The sequence below is a fragment of the Treponema berlinense genome (assembly GCF_052273165.1).
Lineage (GTDB): Bacteria > Spirochaetota > Spirochaetia > Treponematales > Treponemataceae > Treponema_D > Treponema_D berlinense_A.
Map to the genome: position 1 here is coordinate 1 of NZ_DAVZIU010000019.1, position 20,954 is coordinate 20,954.

General features: G+C 39.3%; 17 protein-coding genes. 7 read left to right on the forward strand and 10 right to left on the reverse strand.

Going from position 1 to position 20,954, the window contains the following annotated elements; genetic code table 11:
* Positions 1 to 144: 144 nt before the first annotated feature.
* The 6 genes from ispH to ACT6XC_RS07205 form a co-directional block, all read right to left on the reverse strand.
* Complete coding sequence (gene ispH / locus ACT6XC_RS07180) at positions 145 to 1,038, reverse strand: 4-hydroxy-3-methylbut-2-enyl diphosphate reductase (RefSeq protein WP_443741312.1); 894 nt, start codon at positions 1,036 to 1,038, stop codon at positions 145 to 147.
* Between the two features lie 104 nt (positions 1,039 to 1,142).
* Positions 1,143 to 2,054, reverse strand: a complete 912-nt coding sequence (gene secF, locus ACT6XC_RS07185; RefSeq protein WP_443737548.1) for a protein translocase subunit SecF — start codon at positions 2,052 to 2,054, stop codon at positions 1,143 to 1,145.
* A complete protein-coding gene (gene secD, locus ACT6XC_RS07190) occupies positions 2,054 to 3,802 on the reverse strand; it encodes a protein translocase subunit SecD (RefSeq protein ID WP_443737549.1) in 1,749 nt (582 codons plus the stop codon). The genes secF and secD overlap by 1 nt, the downstream gene beginning before the upstream one ends.
* Positions 3,803 to 3,823: 21 nt before the next feature.
* Entirely contained in the window at positions 3,824 to 4,249 is a 426-nt protein-coding gene (gene yajC, locus ACT6XC_RS07195) for a preprotein translocase subunit YajC (RefSeq protein ID WP_443741313.1), read from the reverse strand.
* 84 nt (positions 4,250 to 4,333) lie between these two features.
* Positions 4,334 to 6,076 carry a tetratricopeptide repeat protein gene (locus ACT6XC_RS07200; RefSeq protein ID WP_443741314.1) on the reverse strand — a complete coding sequence of 581 codons (1,743 nt, stop codon included), beginning with the start codon at positions 6,074 to 6,076 and terminating at the stop codon, positions 4,334 to 4,336.
* Positions 6,073 to 6,669 carry a hypothetical protein gene (locus tag ACT6XC_RS07205; RefSeq protein ID WP_443737552.1) on the reverse strand — a complete coding sequence of 199 codons (597 nt, stop codon included), beginning with the start codon at positions 6,667 to 6,669 and terminating at the stop codon, positions 6,073 to 6,075. Before ACT6XC_RS07205 ends, ACT6XC_RS07200 begins: the two co-directional genes overlap by 4 nt.
* Before the next feature lie 93 nt (positions 6,670 to 6,762).
* Here ACT6XC_RS07205 and ACT6XC_RS07210 point away from each other — a divergent pair, with 93 nt between their 5' ends.
* The 3 genes from ACT6XC_RS07210 (at position 6,763) to ACT6XC_RS07220 (ending at position 10,404) form a co-directional block, all read left to right on the forward strand.
* Positions 6,763 to 7,800, forward strand: coding sequence for a tetratricopeptide repeat protein (locus ACT6XC_RS07210; protein ID WP_443741315.1), 1,038 nt, complete (start codon positions 6,763 to 6,765; stop codon positions 7,798 to 7,800).
* Positions 7,784 to 8,920, forward strand: coding sequence for a transglycosylase SLT domain-containing protein (locus ACT6XC_RS07215; RefSeq protein WP_443741316.1), 1,137 nt, complete (start codon positions 7,784 to 7,786; stop codon positions 8,918 to 8,920). Before ACT6XC_RS07210 ends, ACT6XC_RS07215 begins: the two co-directional genes overlap by 17 nt.
* Before the next feature lie 158 nt (positions 8,921 to 9,078).
* Entirely contained in the window at positions 9,079 to 10,404 is a 1,326-nt protein-coding gene (locus ACT6XC_RS07220; RefSeq protein WP_443737555.1) for an OmpA family protein, read from the forward strand.
* A gap of 19 nt (positions 10,405 to 10,423) precedes the next feature.
* Here the strand turns inward: ACT6XC_RS07220 and purN are convergent, their stop codons facing one another.
* Complete coding sequence (gene purN / locus ACT6XC_RS07225; protein WP_443741317.1) at positions 10,424 to 11,062, reverse strand: phosphoribosylglycinamide formyltransferase; 639 nt, start codon at positions 11,060 to 11,062, stop codon at positions 10,424 to 10,426.
* A gap of 380 nt (positions 11,063 to 11,442) precedes the next feature.
* Between purN and ACT6XC_RS07230 the strand changes: the two genes are divergently transcribed.
* The 4 genes from ACT6XC_RS07230 (at position 11,443) to ilvB (ending at position 17,653) form a co-directional block, all read left to right on the forward strand.
* Positions 11,443 to 12,837, forward strand: a complete 1,395-nt coding sequence (locus tag ACT6XC_RS07230; RefSeq protein ID WP_443741318.1) for a hypothetical protein — start codon at positions 11,443 to 11,445, stop codon at positions 12,835 to 12,837.
* Entirely contained in the window at positions 12,834 to 13,397 is a 564-nt protein-coding gene (locus tag ACT6XC_RS07235; protein WP_443741319.1) for a hypothetical protein, read from the forward strand. Before ACT6XC_RS07230 ends, ACT6XC_RS07235 begins: the two co-directional genes overlap by 4 nt.
* Before the next feature lie 189 nt (positions 13,398 to 13,586).
* Positions 13,587 to 15,563, forward strand: a complete 1,977-nt coding sequence (locus ACT6XC_RS07240; protein ID WP_443741320.1) for a hypothetical protein — start codon at positions 13,587 to 13,589, stop codon at positions 15,561 to 15,563.
* Between the two features lie 323 nt (positions 15,564 to 15,886).
* Positions 15,887 to 17,653, forward strand: coding sequence for a biosynthetic-type acetolactate synthase large subunit (ilvB, locus tag ACT6XC_RS07245; protein ID WP_443741321.1), 1,767 nt, complete (start codon positions 15,887 to 15,889; stop codon positions 17,651 to 17,653).
* A 290-nt stretch (positions 17,654 to 17,943) separates the two neighbouring features.
* Here ilvB and hslU read toward each other — a convergent pair whose 3' ends face one another.
* The 3 genes from hslU to ACT6XC_RS07260 form a co-directional block, all read right to left on the reverse strand.
* Positions 17,944 to 19,353: an ATP-dependent protease ATPase subunit HslU gene (hslU, locus tag ACT6XC_RS07250; protein WP_443741322.1), complete on the reverse strand. Its 1,410-nt coding sequence runs from the start codon at positions 19,351 to 19,353 to the stop codon at positions 17,944 to 17,946.
* A gap of 54 nt (positions 19,354 to 19,407) precedes the next feature.
* Complete coding sequence (gene hslV / locus ACT6XC_RS07255) at positions 19,408 to 19,950, reverse strand: ATP-dependent protease subunit HslV (RefSeq protein WP_078930237.1); 543 nt, start codon at positions 19,948 to 19,950, stop codon at positions 19,408 to 19,410.
* A gap of 80 nt (positions 19,951 to 20,030) precedes the next feature.
* Complete coding sequence (locus tag ACT6XC_RS07260; RefSeq protein ID WP_443737562.1) at positions 20,031 to 20,948, reverse strand: tyrosine-type recombinase/integrase; 918 nt, start codon at positions 20,946 to 20,948, stop codon at positions 20,031 to 20,033.
* Positions 20,949 to 20,954 lie beyond the last annotated feature (6 nt).

The following is a 20,954-nucleotide window of genomic DNA, read 5'->3' on the forward strand; positions in this document are numbered from 1 at the left end:
TGAAACAAAAAAACATGCCAACAGAAGTATAAAAACTTTGATAATTTTTTTCATTTTAAGCTCGCAATCGTGAATAATTTTCAAAACTTTTTTAATTTCTTAGAACCATTATAAAGTATGATAGATATAAAATCTAAAAAAAAACTAAAAACTTTTTGACAGATTTTTCTCAACTTCATCAATAACATCGTCTGGAGTACTTGCTCCTGCCGTAAGCCCGACTTTTTGAAGAGAAAAAAATTCCTCAGGAATTTCATCTGCTTTTTCAATCAGGGCGGCATGTCTACAAATCGACTTTGCTTTTCCGTAAAGTCGATTTGTATTTGCGCTGTTTTTTCCGCCAATTACAAGAACTCCGTCCACTTTTTTGCACAAATCTGTCAAACTGTCCTGCCGGTCGTAGGTTGCAGGACAAATAGTGCGCAAAACCTTTAAATCAGGAATCTTTTTTTTTAGAACAGCTGCAATTTCATCAAACAGTTTTACACTAAAAGTCGTCTGACTTATCAAAACACAGTTTTCTAGTACGTTTTTTGAAAAAAGCTTTCTATATTCAAAAACAGCTTCTTCGACAGATTTTATAAGGACAAAATTCAGTTTTTTTCTGGCATCCTCCGCACCACGTCTAGCTGCGCCTTCAATTCCAATAACCTCTCCGTGATTCGCATCTCCTGTAAAAAAAATAATCCAGCCATTTTTTGCAAAATCTGCACATTTTTTTTGGTTGGTCTGCACGATTGGACAAGTTCCATCCAAAATTTTTGCACCAGTTTTTTCAAGTTCTTCTTTTATTTCTGGAGGAACTCCATGAGCCCGAATTACAACCGTATCTTCTCTTTTTACATAGGAGATTCTTTCTTCATCAAGAATTTTCAGTCCGCGGTTTTCAAAGGTTTTTAGGGCCAAAGGATTATGAATAAGAGGTCCAAATGAATAAACCTGTCCGTTTTTATTTTCTTCAAGAGCATTATCTGCCGTTTTTACAGCATGCCGCACACCGGCACAAAAACCCATTTTTTCTGCACGAATAATTTTCATAGATTTTAAATATCGCATTTTATAAAATTCATTACAAGCAAAAGAGCATAAAAAAAAGCCGCAGATAAAAATCCACGGCTTAATTATTCATTAAAAGTCAAAAACTATTCGATTTCTTCTTCTGAACGAAGATTTGCTTTTGGCAAAACTGCAACTGGCTTCCAGTTTTTTCTTACAGTTGCGATGAATGCACCTGCAATAAACAATGATGAATAACATCCCGAAATAAGACCAACTACAAGCGCAATTGCAAAATTCTCGATGTCGCCAGTTGTAAATACAACGAGGGCAAGAACAGCAAAAAGTGTTGTAATTGTCGTAATTACAGAACGGCTCAAAGTTGCAGTAAGAGAACTGTCAAGAATATCCTTGAAAGTTTTTGCCTCCACTATCTTCATGTCTGAACGAACGCGATCAAGGATTACGACTGTTGCGTTAATTGAATAACCGATGATCGTAAGAATTGCAGCGATTGAAGTCGTTGTAAATTCAAGCTGTGACCATGTAAAGAATGAAATCATAATCAAAGCATCGTGAATAACGGCAATTACAGAACCAAGGGCTGCATCCCACTTAAAGCGGAACAAAGTGTATGCAAAAATCAAAACCAAAGTTGCCAAAACCAAAACGATAGAATCACGAATCAAAGATTTTGAAAACTGTGCGCTGATTGACTGACTCTGTTCAATTACAACATTTTCGTTGCCATATTTTTCTGTAAGAACAGACTTAATTGCATTTTCTACACTTTCGCCCGATTCAGTGCGAACCTGATAAGTATTTTCATCTCCAGCAGACTTTACAGAAGCGTTGATTTTATTAGAAGAAAGAAGCTCTGCGATTTTGTCAGAATCCGTTTCTGTTGCAACACTAACCTGAATATTCTGACCTGGTTTAAATTCAAGACCCCAGTTCATTCCGCGAACACAAAGGCTTACAATTCCAGAAACGATAAGCACTGCACTCAAAACAACTGCTGCAGGGAAAAATTTACTAAAATGAATTACTTTTTTCATTACTGCTTAACTCCCCAGCCGATACTGATTTTTTTCTGTCCGATTACATCTGTGTTAAAGTCAAACATAAGACGAGAAATTACCAGTGCTGTAAATACTGATGAACATACACCAATTGCAAGAGAAACGGCAAATCCCTGGATTGAACCTGTACCAAGCTGACTCAAGAACAGGGCTGCTATAAATGTAGTAATGTTAGAGTCCATAATAGCCCAGAATGCGTTGTCAAAACCTGAAGCAATTGCTGCAGCACGGCTCTTTCCAAGCGCAAGCTCTTCTTTAATGCGTTCAAAAATAATTACGTTGGCGTCAACAGACATACCAACTGTAAGAATCATACCGGCAACAGAAGAAAGTGTAAGCGTAAGGTTGAATGCTGAAAGCACAGAGAACATGATGTACATGTTGAGAATCTGCGCAATAACTGCATAAAAACCAGCACCAATGTAATAAGCAATCATAAAGATGAATACAAGGCCAAGACCAAGAGCCAAAGCCATCATTCCCTGATGAATTGCCTGTTTTCCAAGAGACGCTCCGACAACCTGCTGACTTTCAATCTTTAACGGAACTTCAAGATAAGAAGTCTGGAGAACTTTCTGAATATTCTGAGCTTCTTCTACACTAAAACCACCAGAAAGACTTACGTTTCCACCAGTAATAGCCTGGCGAATTGTAGCAGCAGATTTTACTTTGTTGTCATTTACGATTGCAAGACGTTCGCCTACATGAGCGCCTGTAAAATCAGCAAAAATTGATGCTCCTGCAGAATCGAGAGAGAAATTTACTTCTGTCTGTCCTGTTGTCTGGTCGCGACTTACCTGAGCTGCTTTTACGTGGTTTCCATCGAGGGCAATCTGTTTTTTAACAGCAATGTATCCAATTCTCTGGTCAAGACCATAAGAATCTTTTGTATAATAACCGAAAACTTCAGTATCTGGAGAAATTACAGACGGATCCGCAAGTGAGCCGTCTGCTTTAAATGCGTCAGGTCCAACAGAAGCATAGTAAGCGGCAAATGCGTTTGTTGCATTTTCGTCAACAAGGCGGAAATTCAAACTTCCTTTACCCTGAATAATAGAATTTACGCTTTCACCATCTGCCTGGCCTGGAATTTCGATGTAAATTCTGTCTTCACCCTGCTGACGGATAACCGGAGAAGTAAGACCGAATTTATCGATTGAAGATGTAAGAGTCTCCAGGGCCTGTGCCATTGCCTGTTCTTTAAAAGCATCTGGATTTCCAACTTCAGAATTTTCTTTCTGTTTAGCAAGCGCTGCATCCAAATCTGCCTTTACGATAATATTCATACCGCCAGAAAGGTCAAGACCAAGTTTTACAGACGAATTGTAATTGTGTTTTGCTTTTAAATAAAGCGAGCGGTAATAATTTTCAAATACCGCTTGCAATTCCGATGAACTTGAAAATGCAGAGAGAACCGCTGCGAGGTTCATGTCCGAAGGAATATCTTTTTTAGCAGCTTTATATGCTTTTTTTGCTGCTTTTACAACGTAAGAGTAAGATTTATCCAAAGAAGCATTTGCATCTTTGTTTGCCATTTCTTTAACAAGGGCAACTTCTTCTCTTGCCTTTTTCTCTGATTCATCCTTGATTTTTTCAAGTGAACTCAAAGCCACTTTCTGAATCTCATCTGGTGTGCCAAAATACCATTTTACCGACGGCCTTAAAAAAAGCGCGCAAACGGCAAGCACAACCAAAATAAGAATAAAACGACTGCGTTTATTCATTTAATAATTCCACCCTGAAAACTATTTATTTTCTTCTGCTGTTTTTTCTTCTGCTGTAACTTCTGCTTTTACTTCAACAGTTGGCTCTTCTGCTTTTACTTCTTCAGCTTTCTTTGCTTTTTTAGGAGAAGCTTTTGCAACTGTTTTTTCTGTAACAACTGCAGAAATTGCAGAGCGAGAAAATTCAATCTGAGTATTTGAATCAACTTTTACAACAACAGTTTTTTCTTTTGTAGAGCTTACAGTTCCGTGGATTCCACCGATTGTAACAACTTTGTCGCCTTTTTTAAGGGCGTTAATCATTTTTTCAGTTTCCTTCTGCTTTTTATTCTGCGGACGAATAATGAAGAAATAGAAAATTGCAATGATTAAGATAAACGGAACTACAGACATAAGCATGTTGCCCTGTCCCTGAGCACCATTCTGCAATAAAGGTATAAAAGACATTTTTTCCCTTCCTTTTTTATTAAATTTTTAGCCTTAAAAGAATAACATTTTGATAATATTGTGGCAAGGCAAGAATAAAGATGTCTATTTGGACAGAAGCGTTTCAAGCTCAGCATTTAACAGCAAAAGGCTCTCATCTGCGGGAGAAATTGCAACTACTTGTTTTAAATAATATTGAGCCTTGCGATATTCTTTTTTGTTAAAATAGATTTGATACAGACGAAAAAGAGCATCCTTATTGCGAGGGTTTGCAGTAAGGCTCGAACGCAAATCCACCATAACAGCATTTTCGTTTTTCTGTAAAAAACTTCGCTCATAATAGAAGAAACTTTTCAATTTTGAAGATGCCCCAGAAAGATTCTGTTCAATAAGCTGAGAAGCCTCGGAATGCCTGTCTGTAGCAACAAGAACTTTTATATAATTTTGCAAAACTGCCTCGTTTTTTGGATTTTTTTCGTAAAGAGAAGAAATAATATCCCATGCTTCGTTGTTTTTGCCAGATGCAAGACAAACATCGATGTGAGTAAAAATACATTCCGCAGGGATATCTTTAATTTTTATAAGAGCAGAACTTGTCTTATAAGCTTCGCCCCATTTTTTCCGACTTACAAAATCATTCACTTGAATTTTCATAGCCTCGACGTTCGTGCTGTCCGTCAAAAGAACTTTTTCTGCAAGTTCGCCAGCGGTTTTTCCATTTATTTTTGAACCAGTCTCCCTGGCAAGACTTGCCGCAGTAAGAAGAATTTCTGTGTCATCAGGATAAAGAGAAAGCGCTTTTTCGATTGTCGCACAGGCCGCCGTCATATTTTTATTCCAGTCTTTTTGTACTTTTGTGCGCAAAACAAGATATTCGCGACTGTCAGAATTTGAAAGCGCATAGACATCAAGCAAGGAAGCAGAACGAATATAATCACCTTTTTCTGCAAGAATTTTTGCCCTAAACAAAACAAAATAAGAATTTTCCGGCTCCTGCTGCAAAACCCGCCCAACATAAAGTTCACTTTCTTCAAGGGCACCAAGAGCAAATGCGTTTTCTGCGCAAAGTTTTAATGCAGGAGAATAAAACTGATTTTTTTCGAGAATTGATTTTGCAAGTTCGTAAGAACTTGAATAATTTTTTAACTTAAAGTTGCAGTCTGCCAAAGTATAGCAAGTTTCTACGGTCTGTGGAGAAGAATCAAAAGCTTTCTTAAAAAAAGCCAGGGCATTTTCAAAATCGTTCTGTCTGCGCAAAAGCACGCCCTGCAAAAAATTGGCAACAACGCTTTCAGGATTTGTTTTTAATGCCAAAGAAAGAGATTTCTGTGCAAGAGCATAATAATCTTTTCTGGTTTCGGAAGTTACAAGAACCAAAGAAGGAAGAACGAGGGTTAAAAAATCAGAACTGCCAGTGCTTTCGTCGTAAATTCCGCGCTTTGCAGATTCAATTGCGCCTGTGTAAGGATTTGGTGGCAAACCTTCAAACGGCTGAAAATTCACTTTTTCCTGCTGCCACAAAATCGTCATAAAAGAATATGCTGTATTTAAGAGAATTTTTTCGTTTTCGGTATAGAATTCTGAATTTTTCCGCAAAATCGAATATGCAAGGTTTATAGATTCTGGAGAGCCGTTCTCAACAGCATTGACCGCTTCTTCTGGAATTCCTGAAAAAAAATTTTTCTCTTTTTTTGGAGGAAGCGCTATCGAAACTGCTTCCGAGGGCTGTGCGCTGTACTGTCCTTCCAAATGATTTTCCACCTGCAATTCACTTTTTGGAGTTGAACCACAGGAAAAAAATACAAGAGAAAAAGAAAAAGCAAAGGTTACGTAAAAAACCAGCTTCATTCCTTTGCATCCTCTTCAAAATCATTTTCAAGGCTTTCGCTTTTGTCATAAGGAAAGTGCGCGGCCGGATTCTGCTGAATTAAAAACAGAATAATGAGGCAGATTCCAAGAAAAACTGGAAACAGTGGCCAGAAAATCGAAATCCACTTTCTAAAACCCATCGAAATCAAATTGAGAGAAAAAAGCAAAAAGTAAAAACCCATTCCGATTAAAAAAACAGATGGGAAAAGGTAAGAAACACGAATGCGCCGATCTTTTGTAATTCCTGTGAAAAGAATGCTAAAACCTGCAAGAATAATTGAAACTGGCCAAAGACCTTCAATTCCAAATGGAACAAGTCCGGAACCAATAATCATAAACAGAAAACCAGTAAGAAGAGCGTAAAGTCCAAGAAAAAAAACTAAGGCAGAACTGTATTTTACGAGAGAAAAATAAAAAACGAGCGCTCCGACAACCGTAAGAATAACAGTCCAAGTTTCGACATGAGCGTTAAAATGACTCGCAAGACGCGGAAACAGAAGAATTCCTGCCAAAATACAAACAACGCCGATAGCCAGAATAATATTCAATGTTGTCGCTGCCAGTTTTTTCATTTTTGCCCCAAATTCAGATATTAACTCTAACTAATAGAATACAACAAGTTTCGCCCTCTTGCCAATAAGAAAGCACTTTGTTAATCTTTAAATATGAAGATAAATTTGAGATTTTTTGTTTTTTTGTGTTTTACAGCACCTTTGCTTTTTTCTAATTTTTCATGTTCAGCTAAAAAAAATAATGAAAATCTTGTCCAGTTAAACCTTCTTCTAAACGAAAAAAATCTTTCGGCACAAACTAGATATGCGGTAATAAACAGAATTGCAAATTCGCTTTATTCTTCAAAAAATTCAAGTGAAATGATTCTTTTTTTGACGGACTGGGTAGAAAAAAATCCGAAAGACATTTACAACGCGTACTGGCTTTTGATGGTTGCTTCAAGTTATCTTGAAAGCGGAGCAGAAGCAGTCGCAGAGTATTACTTTAACCGGATACTTAAAAATTATCCAGATCTTCTCGTTCAGGGAAAATCGGTCCACTTTATCTGCCTTCAGCACTTAATTCAAATCAGCACAGATTCCACAAATAAAATTTCGTATTTTAACCAACTCGTAAACCGTTTTCCTTCGCTTGTGAGCATTACAGAAATGTATGTTAGGCTTGCACTCGAATACGAAAAAGAAGGCGAATACAATCAGGCTCTAAAATCCTACTCGCTTTTTTTAAAACAGCCTGACGCCTCGACAATTCAGATTCCAGGAATTCCAGATGCGTATTCAAATGCCAGAAAAATGGTCGATTTTTCCAATTCGACAAAGGACTGGACTTTTGAATCCCTCGACGCTTTGGAAAAAGCGGTAAAAACTGCAATAAGACGCTACGACTGGCGTTCTCTCGATAAATACCGCTCAAAAGTAAATTTCTTTGCAATGTCCTGGAAATCAAGCGAAACAGATGCAAACGCGCTTGAAAACTTCTCGATGAAAGGTTTTATGGTCGGACAAAGAATCCGATACAACGATAAACTCGATGAATCTTCAAATCCAAACGAAGCTTATTTGAGAACAACAGGCTGGAGCCCTTATATGCCTGTCTGGTACCTGTATTTTAGAAAGGTGAATTTTCCCGTAGACCCGGAAATACACGGACGCTGGGAATGGGCTGGAATTTACTATGGTGAAAAACTGTAGACTAAAACTCATTTTTGCAATCCTGCCTTTTTTTGTCTTTTTAAAAAACCAAAATTCTGTAAAAGCTAGTGATTTTCTTGAAAAAATTACTCCAGAAGAATTTTTAGAGATTTTAAAAACACAAGAGCCACAGGAAGTTTCTTTTGACGAAAAACAGGCTGGCGGAATACAAATTCCTGATTCGACTTATGCAAAAAAACAGATAAAAAAATACATTGAGCAATACACAAAACCTTTTGGAAAACGACAGCTTTCTGAGATTTTAGACAACGGTGAACTTTACCGACTTTACGTGCGTCAGGAACTAAAAAAAAAGAACCTGCCTGCTGCACTGGAATACCTTCCGGTTGTAGAAAGCGAATACAAACCTCTTGCAGTAAGCAAAAGCGGAGCACGCGGACTCTGGCAGTTTATGGACAACTCGATTGCAGGACTTTTAAAAAAAAATGAATACATTGACGAGCGTTTCGATCCCTGGCTGAGCACAGACGCTGCATTAAAAAAACTCGAAGAAAATTACAGGCAGTTTAAGGACTGGCCACTTGCAATTGCCGCTTACAACTGCGGAGCCGGCGCAATGAAGAAAATTTTGAGCAAAAGCGAAAAAAAAGATTTCTGGTATATTTCGGAAAAAGGGCTTTTGCGCGACCAAAGCGTTCAATATGTGCCGAAACTCCTTGCAATCTGCATTCTTGCGACAAAAGAAAAAAAATACGGAATGTCTTTGCCGGAAATTACATCTTCTAAACGATACGCAGAATTTGACTTTTTGACCACAGAAAAACAGATAAATCTGGACAGGCTTTCTTCCGAATTAAAAATGGAACCTTCGATTTTAAAAAAATTGAATCCTGCCCTTCTCCAAAACTGCACTCCGCCAAACCAGAAATACCAGCTTCGGCTTCCTGCAGGAATGAAAGAAAGTGCAAAAATCGCCTTGAATGAAATTTTTGCGGGCAATAACGAAAGCTATTCTTCGGCAAGGCATATTGTAAAAAAAGGAGAAACTCTTTGGTCGATTTCTAAAAAATACGGAACGAGCGTTTTAACTCTTCAAAAAATAAATGGATTAAAAGACGGAGATATTCTTTCTGAAGGTAAAATTCTTTATATAAGATAAAAAAATGCCGAAAATGAGGACAAGGGATAGTAAGGGTGAGCGCAGCGAAAACAAACGCCTGCGTTTGGTCGGAGGCGAATGCCGTAGCCCTGGATAGCCTGGTTTTTGCGAAGCAAAAATGGCCCCGTACAAAAAAAGACAGTCTTTTGGAGATTAAATTGAAAAAAGTTTTTTTACTCACGTTTTTTTTTAGCGCCTGCATGATTTTTGCACAAAACGGCGACCTCGAAAGCAAAAGCAGAATTGACTGGACAAAAAACAGTTTTAGTTCTTCGGTTTATCTTGATTTGGAAAAAAGCAATATTGCAATGCCTTCCGGAAAAATGAGCGCAGTAAACCGGATAAAAACAGAACTGCCGGATTTGGTAAAAGATCCGCTTCTTTCGCTTTTGGTCGACAACGAGACCCAGCTTGCGGACCTTATTTTTGACAACACGATTACGCTCGAACAAGTTGGAAATATTGTAGACGGTTCTAAAAAAAGTCCGGGCATTTTTGTAAATTCTGCATCAGTTTTAAAAATTGACAGTAACCTGAGCACTCTCGATCTTTCTTCGCTTTTAATCCGGCACAAAACCGCTTACAAACCGCTTCCTCCATTGCAAAATATTCCAAGCCGGGTTTATACGGGAATTATAATCGACGCCCGCGGAGAACTCGACGTTCAAGGGGAATTTACAAAAGACGAAATTATGCCTTGTTTTTTTCCTAAAATTTGGGACGAGGATATGAACTTGATTTATGAGCGAAATACTCAAGATCCAGAAATTGGAAAACAGGAAGGTCTTGTTCACTACGACTGGACGGAAGACGAATCTATCTACGCCAAAAGAATTGGACTTGATCCGCTTTACATAAATGCGAGAAAAGTTTTTGGGAGATTCCGCACGGATCCTGTTATTTCAAAAAGGGACGCCTTAAAAATTCTTTGTATTCCTGAAAATGTTGAACTTTTAAAGCAAGGAAAAATCGTAATTCTTTTAGACAAAAAAAATCTTGTTACAGACATTGCGGTTCCTCAAAAAACTGAACAATACTATGCCGACCTCCGCGAAATTAAACAGCGCCTGTTTAACGAAGAACAAGCGACAGTAATTCAGGACACAGCGCGAGGAATTCAGATTCTTTATGATTTAAAATTTGTTGCCGACAGTCCAAAACTTCTGGACGGCGAAGTGCAGAAAGTTCAAAAACTTGCCGAAAGCCTTAAAAAATTGAATTCTGATAATGCCTATACAATTTTGATTGAAGGACACACCGCAGACGTAAACAAGCCACATGGGCAGATGAAACTGAGCATTGAGCGAACTCAGACCATAATTGACGAGCTCGTAAAAAACGGTCTAGACCGTTCAATTTTCTCTTACAGAGGATACGGCGGCACTCAGCCAGTTGCTTCAAACGAAACCGCAGAAGGCAGGGCGCAAAACCGCCGCGTAATAATTACGGCAAGGCCAAAAGCAACTTATATCCAGCGAAATTAAAATCTGCTAGACAAGACGCTCACCTTAAAAGCATTTCTGCCAGTTGACACACGCCTTCGACCATTGCTCTGTGCTCTTGAGGGGCAATGCGCGCGTAAAGTGTTTCTGGAGTGTCGTCTGGCATGACCGGCACTTTTTTCTGAACGAGGATTTTTCCAGTATCGCAACCGCTGTCTACGAGATGCACAGTACAGCCGGATTCTTTCTCGCCAGCGGCAAGAACTGCTTCGTGGACGTTGTGTCCCCACATTCCTACTCCTCCAAATTTTGGAAGAAGAGCTGGATGCAAGTTCACTATTTTTCCTGAATATTCCTGAATAATTTTTCCGCTCAAAACTGTGAGCCAGCCTGCAAGAACAATGGCATCGCAACCAGACTCTTTTGCAGCATTTAGCGCAGCGTCAGAAACAGCAATGCGTTTTTCTTCCTTGCTGACGGTCTTTGCCTTTTGTTCTCCCAAAACAGCAAATGGAGAAACGATTTTTGTTTTTATTCCTGCGTTCTGAGCCCTTTCGAGCGCATACGCTTTTTTTGTGTCTGCAATTACAATTTCAATCTGATAAGGACAATTTTCTGTGTTTTTTTCGTAATCAATCAAAGCCTGAAGGTTTGTTCCGCCTCCGCTTACAAGAACTGCAATTTTAATTTTTTCTTTCATAAAAAAAATATACCACAAATAGAGTTTGTTTGACAGGTATAAAAAAAAATATTAAAGTTTTTTACAAAACCTGCCGAAAAGAAAAAGAAGAAGCCACCCCCCCCCCCGATTTTTTGTTCGGAGGCTGATGGCGGGAGTAGTTTTTTTTGAGAGAGTTACATTATTTAGCAAAAATTAACATTTTCTTTCTGTTAATTTTATTATTTTTTACATTTCCGATTTTTTCCCAAATCGTAAAGACTCCTTTCCCAGTAACAAATCTTGCCTGGAGCAAGAACGATGAATTTTTTGCCTTTACCGAAGAAAATACCGTTTTTTTACGCAGCTGCTCTACCTACGAACTTTCAGACACTCTAAGCATTAAAAATATCGATAAAATAATGTTTTCGACCGAAGGAAAACACCAAATTCTTCTGGCAATTACGAAGGACGGCTATTTTTCTGTCTGGAATATAGAAAGTGCCGAAGACGGATTTCTCAAATTCAATAAAGAACCTTATTTTAAGCTTGATTGCAGGAATAAAAATGAAATAAAAGCCGTCGCAGCCACTAAAAATTCGGACTATGTGGCGATTGCGTCCGACGACAATTCGCTCAAGTTATTTTTTAAACTGCGTTTTACAAAAGATGCGATTTTTAAGGAACTAAAAGGACACGATTCTGAAATCTACAGTCTGAATTTTAGCAGGAACGAAAATTTTCTTGCAAGCACATCAAAAGACGGAACGGCTATAATCTGGAACTGCAATTCCCAGTCAGAAATTCTAAAGTTGAGCGAAATTTACACGCAGACAGAAATTCCTGTTCAATTTTTGGCAGACAACAGTTCAATAATCGCGCCGGAAAACGAAACAAGTTTTTGCATTTACAGCCTCGAAGGCGAAAAGCTCCTTTCAATCGACACTCTCCACAAAATAAAAGGAATAAAACCTCTCAATAAAGAAAAAAAAGGGAATAAAATTGCAATCGTGACAGAAAATGACGAAATAGAACTCTATGATTTATCAAAAGAAAAATGGCTCGGCTACATTCCTTCCTGCGATTTTTCGGCCCTTACAGATTTTGAATTTAATTCGGACAATTCACGGATTCTTATCGGCTACGAAAGCGGCTCGATTTTTGAATTTTTTGTAAAAGACGTGCTTTTATCTCCAGGACAAAAGCCTCCGAAAAAAATTATAAGCGCAGAAAATTACGGCGAATTAAAGTCCAAGGGTGGCAGCGCTTCTTCACGCGGCTGGGGAATAACAAACGGCACTTTTAAAACCCGTCACGGAAAATATCTATGCATTTCTGCAAACCTGCGTTCCGCGCCTTCTCCATACAATTTGTCGGCGGGATTTTCGACAGAATTTTTAACATACGACCTTTTGTCGCCTTTTTACACAGGAATTTACGTAAGCCCGTACATCGGTTTTCCAGAATCAAACTATCCTTACAAATACACAAAAAACAACACCAGACTGGACTCTCCACTTCTTGCGGGGCTTGATTTGTGCGCGCCGTTCGGAATTTTTGTAATGCCGTTTGTAAACAACGAGATTGGATTCTGTGCGGAGATTTTCGCAGGAACAGGACTCTGCCTTCTGTGGAACAGAAATTTTGGCACAGAATCTGCAACTTCAAAACCGTTCATTTCGTTTAATATTGGAACAAAGCTCGGAATAAACTGGAAATATTTTTTGCTAAAAGTCTCGGCTCAATGGAATTCTGTCCAAAAAATTGTGATAAGCACAGAACTTGGTGCAAATTTTAAAATCGGAGAAAAAAAATGAACCGGAAAAGTCCAGTCTTAAAGACATATTCTGCCTTTTTTGAACAATTTGATTTTCTCAAAAAAATTTTATTCACCTTTGTTACAATTTTTTTGTTGAGCGTTCTAAACAGCTGCGCATCTTCGATTGACGATGTTGTAGACAATTACAACACAAATTTTACAAGTACGGATTCAACTTCAGAAAAAAAATCAGGAATCGCGCCAGGAGAATCAGGTTTTAACGAAAAAAATATGCTTTCTCCAAAATATTTTCTGCGTTGCGACGGAACACTAAGTCTTTACGCGCCACCAAGATGCACTTCGTATCAATGGAAAATCACAAAAGTCGAGGAAGTGACAACAACAGGCCAGATGGGAACAATCGTAAAGTCAACCATCGAAAAAAACATAATCTGCAACCTTGCGAACGGCTCATCAATGACAACGCGGGCCTTTTCGTTGTACGTGCCATCTTCTAACTTAAAAACCGGCACTTATAAACTTGCGCTTACAGTAACAGACAAGGAGGGAAACAGCTACACAGACGACTGCATAGTAATCATTTACTTTATGAACTAGCCCCCCAAAAAAAGCGGAGCAAAGTTTATCGGGCGGCTTTTTGCATAGCAAAAACCGGGTTATTCGGGGTTTCATTCGCAAGCGAACGGCTCTGCCGCCCCTACTACCCCTGCCGCAAGACCGGCAGTTTGTGCGCCTTGCGCACATTAAAACTAACAAAATTAACTGTTCTTTATATAGGAGGATTTTATGAAAAACAGAAAAAGCATTTTTGCATTCTTTGCAATCTGCGCTGCAATGATTTTTGCCTCGTGCTCAAATCTCACCGATGCAAACGTAAGTTCAAGTTCAGAAAACAAAAACACACTGAACATTGAAGTTACAAACTACGACGAAGTCGTAACTCAGGCTTCTAAAAACGCAAACCGCGCAAACCGTACAATTATCCCGGATTCTTTTGATTCTGATGGAGTAGATTTTTACCTTTACGGTACAAATACTTCTGGAGGAACTTTTGGACCTGAAAAAGTGACATTTACGGGAAATACAGATGCTGCAGGAGGCAATGATTCAAAGACTGTCGGAAAAATAAATATTCCGGCAAACAGTTCTGTCTGGGAATTTACACTTGTCGCAGTAGCTCCTCAGGGAGCAACAGCCCCGACTGAAGCAACTCTTAAAGACGATGCTGTTCTTATCGGTTATTCGTCAATGGATATGCTCAACGGCGACACGGCAAAATTTACGCTTTCTCCAGACGGTCTTACAAAAGAAGCTACAATCGCAATGAAGCTTTATACTGACAGTTGGACACTTCCAACAGGATTCACTGCAAAAGCCGGAATCTATCTTCTTACAACAGGAGCAGACGCTGGAGCAGATGCCGCCCCGACAGAAAAAGATGTTGCTTTTACAGCCGCTTCAACTGATGAGGCAAATGCCGTAGAGTATAAAATTGATTCTTTTACCCCTGGAACTTATCTTTTCAAAATAACATTTGAAAAAACAGGCTTGCCTAAAAAATTCTACTGGAGCGACGTTCTTATTGTTCTTCCTGGAAAAGAAATAACAAATGCAGTTGGTATTCCAAACATAATCGGAAAAGAACCGGCAGCACCAACAGAATTTAAAGCAGGCTATGTGGAAAACAGCGAGGACAAGTTCTCTGGCTGGTACACTACAGCATTTGAATGGGAACGTGGTTCTAAAAACGAAAACAATTTTGAAATCGAAGTTCTTGAATTTAACGATGCAGACTCAGTTACTCCTCCGGCCGATGCGGACGCTGGATGGACAACAGCTTTGACAGCCGGAAAATCCGAAACTTATGACAACAAATTTAGCTCAGCAACAAACCGCGAAGACGGCTCTCTTCTTTCCGGAAATACAAAGGCTCAACTCCGCCTTGAACTTGGAAAACGCTATTTTGCAAGAATCCGCGCAGTAAACGACGCAGGAGAATCTGACTGGACGCTTGTTGACCTTGCGACCGCACCAGCAGAACCGACAGGAACTAAAGCATTTGGAAACACAATCAACCGCTACAGGCTCAAATATTTTATGAATGGAGGCACTTACTACGCTAACGAAGCGGCGGCAGAAGCCGGCACTAACGGCAGCACAGCGGACATAGTAAGCTATCACTGCGAAGATTCAGCAACTGGAACTGAAATCATAAAAGCGGACGCAACTCCAATCATCAAGAAAAACACATATACCTGGACTTACTGGAGCAAAGACGCAACAAGCGAAACTGCAAGCAGATACAACGAACCTGGAACAGATCCAGAAAAATATAAAGGCTACAAAAACTTGGAGCTTTACGCAATGTTCTCAACAGACGCAAGTGTGGCAATCTTCGACAAAAACAACCTTGAAATTCAAGCCGACTGGATTACTGTAGACACAGGAACGATCACAGGAAAAACAGCAGAAATTGATGTGACAACTGAGACCGAAGTAACATGGACGTTCACTCCAGGAGAAGTAAAAGATGCGGAAGGCAAAAAAATCGAAAATTTTGCTTACGACAAATTAAACTTTACTGTAACAAGTGGCGGAACGACTTTTGAAGCAAAATCTGCAGATAATGTAGTCACTGGCACTGCAACAGAGTTTACAATGTCACTTTCAAATCTTGCTGCAGGAGTTTATCAGGTGATGTTCACCGCTCTTTACGGCACAACTACGGTTTCTTATCCAATAACAACAACAATTACAAGATAAGATTTTAGTTTATCCCGGCCCGGCTAAGTTTTTAACCGGGCTTTTTTTTTTCAATAAATTGTCCACAAATGTTTATTTTTGACAGTTTTTTTCTTAAAAACATATTTTTCTTACAAATTACATTCTTGACAAAACGTTTTTGTGATTACATAATTTAAGATATGTTTAATTCAAACCTTGTAAAAGTCGATGTCCTTCTCGTGGTGGTTTCCATCTAGCCGGAAAGTCGTTGCTTTTATCTTTGTTTGATAAATTTAAAGCGTAAATAACAGGCTCTCCGGAACTAGTTTCCTGAGAGCCTTTTTATTTTTTTGGAGAATAATATGAAGTTGACTGGTGCTCAAATCGTTGTAAAAATGCTCGAAAAACAGGGCATTAAGACTGTTTCGGGAATCCCTGGCGGTTCAATTCTGCCTTTGTACGATGAACTCAATAAAAGTTCAATCCAGCATATTCTTGTACGTCAGGAACAGGCGGCAGGCTTTATAGCACAGGGAATGGCACGCACATCTGGAAAAGCGGCAGTCTGTCTGGCAACAAGCGGTCCAGGAGCAATGAACCTTTTGACGGCAATTGCAGACGCAAGAAGCGACTCGATTCCTCTGGTCGCCATAACAGGTCAGGTAAACACATATCTTATCGGAACAGATGCGTTTCAAGAAGCCGACACTTTCGGACTTTCGTTTCCAATCACAAAACATTCAATTGCAGTAAAAAAGCCAGAAGAACTTTTGACTGCAATTCCTCAGGCCTTTGCAATTGCTCAAGAAGGTCGTCCAGGGCCTGTTTTAATTGACATTCCCCGCGACGTTCAGCTTGCCCACTGCGAAGTAGAAAATTTTCCTGATTACGAAGATTTTTGCGTCAAAGAAGAAAATGTGCGCTTCCACACAAAAAAAGAAGAAATTCAAAATATCGTAGAAAAAATGGCATTAGAGCTTGCAAAAGCAAAAAAACCAGTTCTGTATATTGGCGGTGGTTGCAATTCTCCAGCAGCAGCAAATGCCTTGAGGGAATTCAAAAAAAATTACCGCTTGCCCGTTGTAACTTCGCTCATGGCTTTGGGAGCAATTCCAAAAACAGATTCTGATAATGCTGGAATGGTCGGCATGCACGGCTCTTACCCGGCAAATGTTGCAATGTACGAAAGCGATCTGGTTTTTGCGACAGGAGTGCGCTTTGACGACCGCGCAACAGGAATCGTAAAAAAATTCTGTCCCTCTGCAAAAATTCTTCATATCGATATTGATGCTGCGGAAATAAACAAAATTCTCCCGACAACACTCAGCCTTGTCTGCAAAGCAGAAACCGCAGTTCCACTCATTACAGATTCACTCAAAAATATTTTAAAAAATCAGGACAGCAAAAAGTCTGCACAGGAACGCGAAATTTGGGCAGAAAAGATTACAAATCTTTCAAAAGAAAATTTTTCCCTCAACTGCGGTTCCCCAGACAAAAATCAAAAAAGAGAGGGTTTTGAAGATTCGGCAAACCCGCGAAAATTCATTTCAGAGCTACCCTCTCTTGCACAAAAAGCTGGACTCAACGAAAAAGACCTCCTCGTTACGACAGACGTTGGACAGCACCAAATGTTTGCCGCCCAATACTATCCTGTAAACGAGCCGCGAACATTTTTAACCTCTGGAAGCCTCGGAACAATGGGGTTTGGACTTCCTGCGGCAATCGGAGCATCGCTTCAAAATCCACAAAAGAGAATTGTCTGCATAAGTGGCGACGGTTCAATTTTGATGAACGTTCAGGAACTTGCAACTCTAGCAGAAAACAACCTTGCCGTTACGATAATAATCTTTGTAAATCACACACTCGGAATGGTTTACCAGCAGCAAAAGTTTCTTTTTGACAAAAATTATTCAGCAAGCTCCTTTTCAGCACAACCAGATTTTCTTCAAATTGCAAAGGGATTTGGAATCGAAGGAACAAATGCAAACACGGACAACGAATGGTTCAAAAAAGCCTTTGACCAAAACAGAAAAAACAAACCTTACATTGTTACTGTAAAAATTGATCCAGAAGAAAATGTACTGCCGTTTGTTCCAGGCGGAAAAGCAAATATTGATTCGATAAGATAAAATTAAAATTCGGGTGGCTTTTTGCTGCGCAAAAACCGGGCTATTCGGGGTTCCGCGCTAACCGCGCTACATTGGCGGTTGCAAGCACCCGCCAACGCTCCCCGCCCCTTCTATCCCTGCCACGCAAGTGGCAGGTCGTGCGCATATAGCGCACAGTACAATCAACGAGTTTTGCGCTAGCAAAAGTCGCAGCGTGCTTGCACGCAATTTCCCTGCCACGCAAGTGGCAGGTCGTGCGCATATAGCGCACAGTATAATCAACGAGTTTTGCGCTAGCAAATTCAAATTTTCTACAGAATATAGCGCGACAAATCAACATCCGTAACAACGCCACGGAGTTTTTCATCAACAAATTTTGCATCAATTGTAAGTGTTTCACCAGAATGCTCATCTGCAGAAAAACTTGCATCTTCCAGAACTTTTTCCATAATCGTATGCAAACGGCGTGCACCGATATTTTCGCTTCTGCTGTTTACATCTTCTGCAAGAAAACTCATTCTGTCGATTGCATCATCGCTAAATTCAATTTTTAAGCCTTCGGTTTCCAAAAGCGCCGTATACTGCTTTGTAAGGGCATTTTTTGGTTCAAGCAAAATACGCTTAAATTCATTTTTTGTAAGACTTTCAAGCTCAACGCGAAGAGGAAAACGTCCCTGCAATTCAGGAATCAAATCGCTCGGTGCGCTCATGCTAAAGGCTCCTGCGGCAATAAACAAAATATGAGTTGTATCTACAACGCCCCATTTTGTATTCACTTTTGAACCTTCAACAATCGGAAGAATATCTCTCTGAACGCCTTCGCGACTTACCTGTCCAGAAGAATTCTGATTTTTTGTCGCGATTTTGTCGATTTCATCAATAAACACAATTCCGCTCTGTTCCACACGCTGCTTTGCAATATCAGCAACTTTGTCAGGATCAATCATTGAATCCAATGTTTCTGCCTGTAAAATTTTGCGCGCTTCACGAACAGTAACCATTTTTTTCTTCAAATTCCGACCTGTCAAAATATTTTGCAAATCCTGCATTCCATTCTGCAAATCATCAAGGCTTCCACCAGCAATGATTTCCATGCTCGGTCCGCGTGGTTGCCTTCTTATTGTAACTTCAACCTCGCGGTCTTCGAGTTTGCCTTCACGAAGCATCTGACGGAATTTTTCGCGGGTCAAATTCTGAGAAGATTCTGTTTTTTCGTCAGAAATCTGCTCTGGCAAAATAAACGCATTTTCAGGCATCTGCATAGATTCGGAATTCTTTGGCTTTTTCTGTTTTTTTTCTGTTCCTGGCAGCAAAAGATCAAGAATTTTTTCTTCAACTTTCGGAAGGCTTGATTCTTTCATCTGTTCTTCCATTTCTGCCTTTACGTTATTAAAACCTACTGCCATAAGGTCACGAATCATTGATTCAACATCGCGTCCAACGTAGCCAACTTCTGTGTATTTTGTCGCTTCAACCTTTATAAAAGGCGCATTTACGAGTTTTGCAAGCCGACGCGCAATTTCTGTTTTTCCAGAACCTGTAGGTCCAATCATAAGAATATTTTTTGGCGCAACTTCGTCCCGAATATCCTCAGAAAGATGAATCCGACGCAAACGGTTACGCAAAGCAACAGCAACCGCCCTTTTTGCTTTTTCCTGGCCAATTATGTACTGGTCGAGTTTTTCTACTATCTGTTTAGGTGTAAGTCCTTCAATAGCCATAATTTTTCCTTTTTTATTTTGCAATAACGTTAAAATGTAAGTTTGCAGTTTTTTCTATTCAAGAACTTCTGCTGTCACGTTATGGTTCGTATAAATACAAATATTTCCTGCAATGCTCAATGATTTTTCCGCAATTTCTTTTGCGCTGTAATTGCTACATTCCAAATAGGCAAGAGCCGCAGAATAAGCGTAATTTCCGCCAGAACCGATTGCAAGAACATCATTTTCTGGTTCAATTACGTTTCCATCGCCGCTTATCAAAAGAATTTTTGACTTATCCGCAACAATCAGCATTGCTTCGAGTTTCTGCAAAGAGCGTTCTGTACGCCACATTTTTGCAAGTTCGACAGCTGAACGAGTCAAATCACCGTTAAATTCTTTTATTTTTTCTTCAAATTTATCAAGCAAAGTAAAAGCGTCTGCCACACTTCCAGCAAAACCTGTCAAAATTTTTCCATTGTAAATTTTTCGAACTTTACGCGCATTGCCTTTGCAAACCGTGTCTCCAAGAGTTACCTGTCCGTCTCCGGCCATTGCAACTTTACCGTCTTTTTTTACAGCAATAACTGTCGTACTTCTAATTTTAGCCTTTTCCATATTTTTAATATATTCAAAAAAAAATAATCGGGCAAGAAAAAAAACAAAAAGAAAATGTTTCTATCTTTGTTTCAATTCGTTTAATTCTTGTTTCCACCGTGAGGATGCGCCTTATTGTACATCGCAATCATTTTATCTGTAGAAACATGCGTATATCTTTGAGTTGTACTTATCGAAGAATGACCAAGCATTTCCTGAACAAGCCGGACGTCCGCCCCCTGAGTTATAAGAGCAGTGGCAAAAGTGTGTCTGAACGCATGAGGATTTACATGACGTTTTGTTCCTTCCGCTCCTGAATACTTTGAAAGAATAAAACCAACGCCTCCACGCCCCAAAGGTTTTCCATTTTGGTTTACAAACAGAAAATCTTTTGGATTTTTAATCTTTAAATCGGTAAACCGCGAATTTCTTTCCGCAAGATAGGTTTTTATTGCATTTTGAGCGTCTTTTTCAAAATAAACAATCCGATCTTTATTTCCCTTTCCTTTTACAACTGCACTCGAAAAACCGTACGAAAAATCTGAAATTTTTAGACCGACAACTTCAGAAAGACGGCAGCCACTTGAATACATAACTTCAAAAAGGGCTTTATCGCGACTTTTCCATAAAAGAGGCTTTTTATCTGGTTCAGAGCAAATTTTATCAACTTCTGCACCTGTCAAAAAATTCGGCAAGTTTCTTGAGGTCTTTACGGTTTTTATTTCAAGCGCAGGATTTGTTTTTAAATATCCGAATTTCCAGCAATAAGCAAACAGGCTTCTAAACGACGAAATAAACCTGTTTATCGAAGTGTTTTTTCTATGTCTTAAAGACATATTTCCAACACAGAGCCTCAAATCTTCGGTTGTTACAGTTTCTATCTGCCGTTCAAGACCAATATTTTGCATTAAACAAAGCTGTTCAAGGTCGTTTTTATATGCCGTTACAGTATTTTGCGACATTCCCTTTACAGAACCAAGATAAAGCAAAAATTCTTCACAAGCCTCTTTTATTGTCAAAAAAAT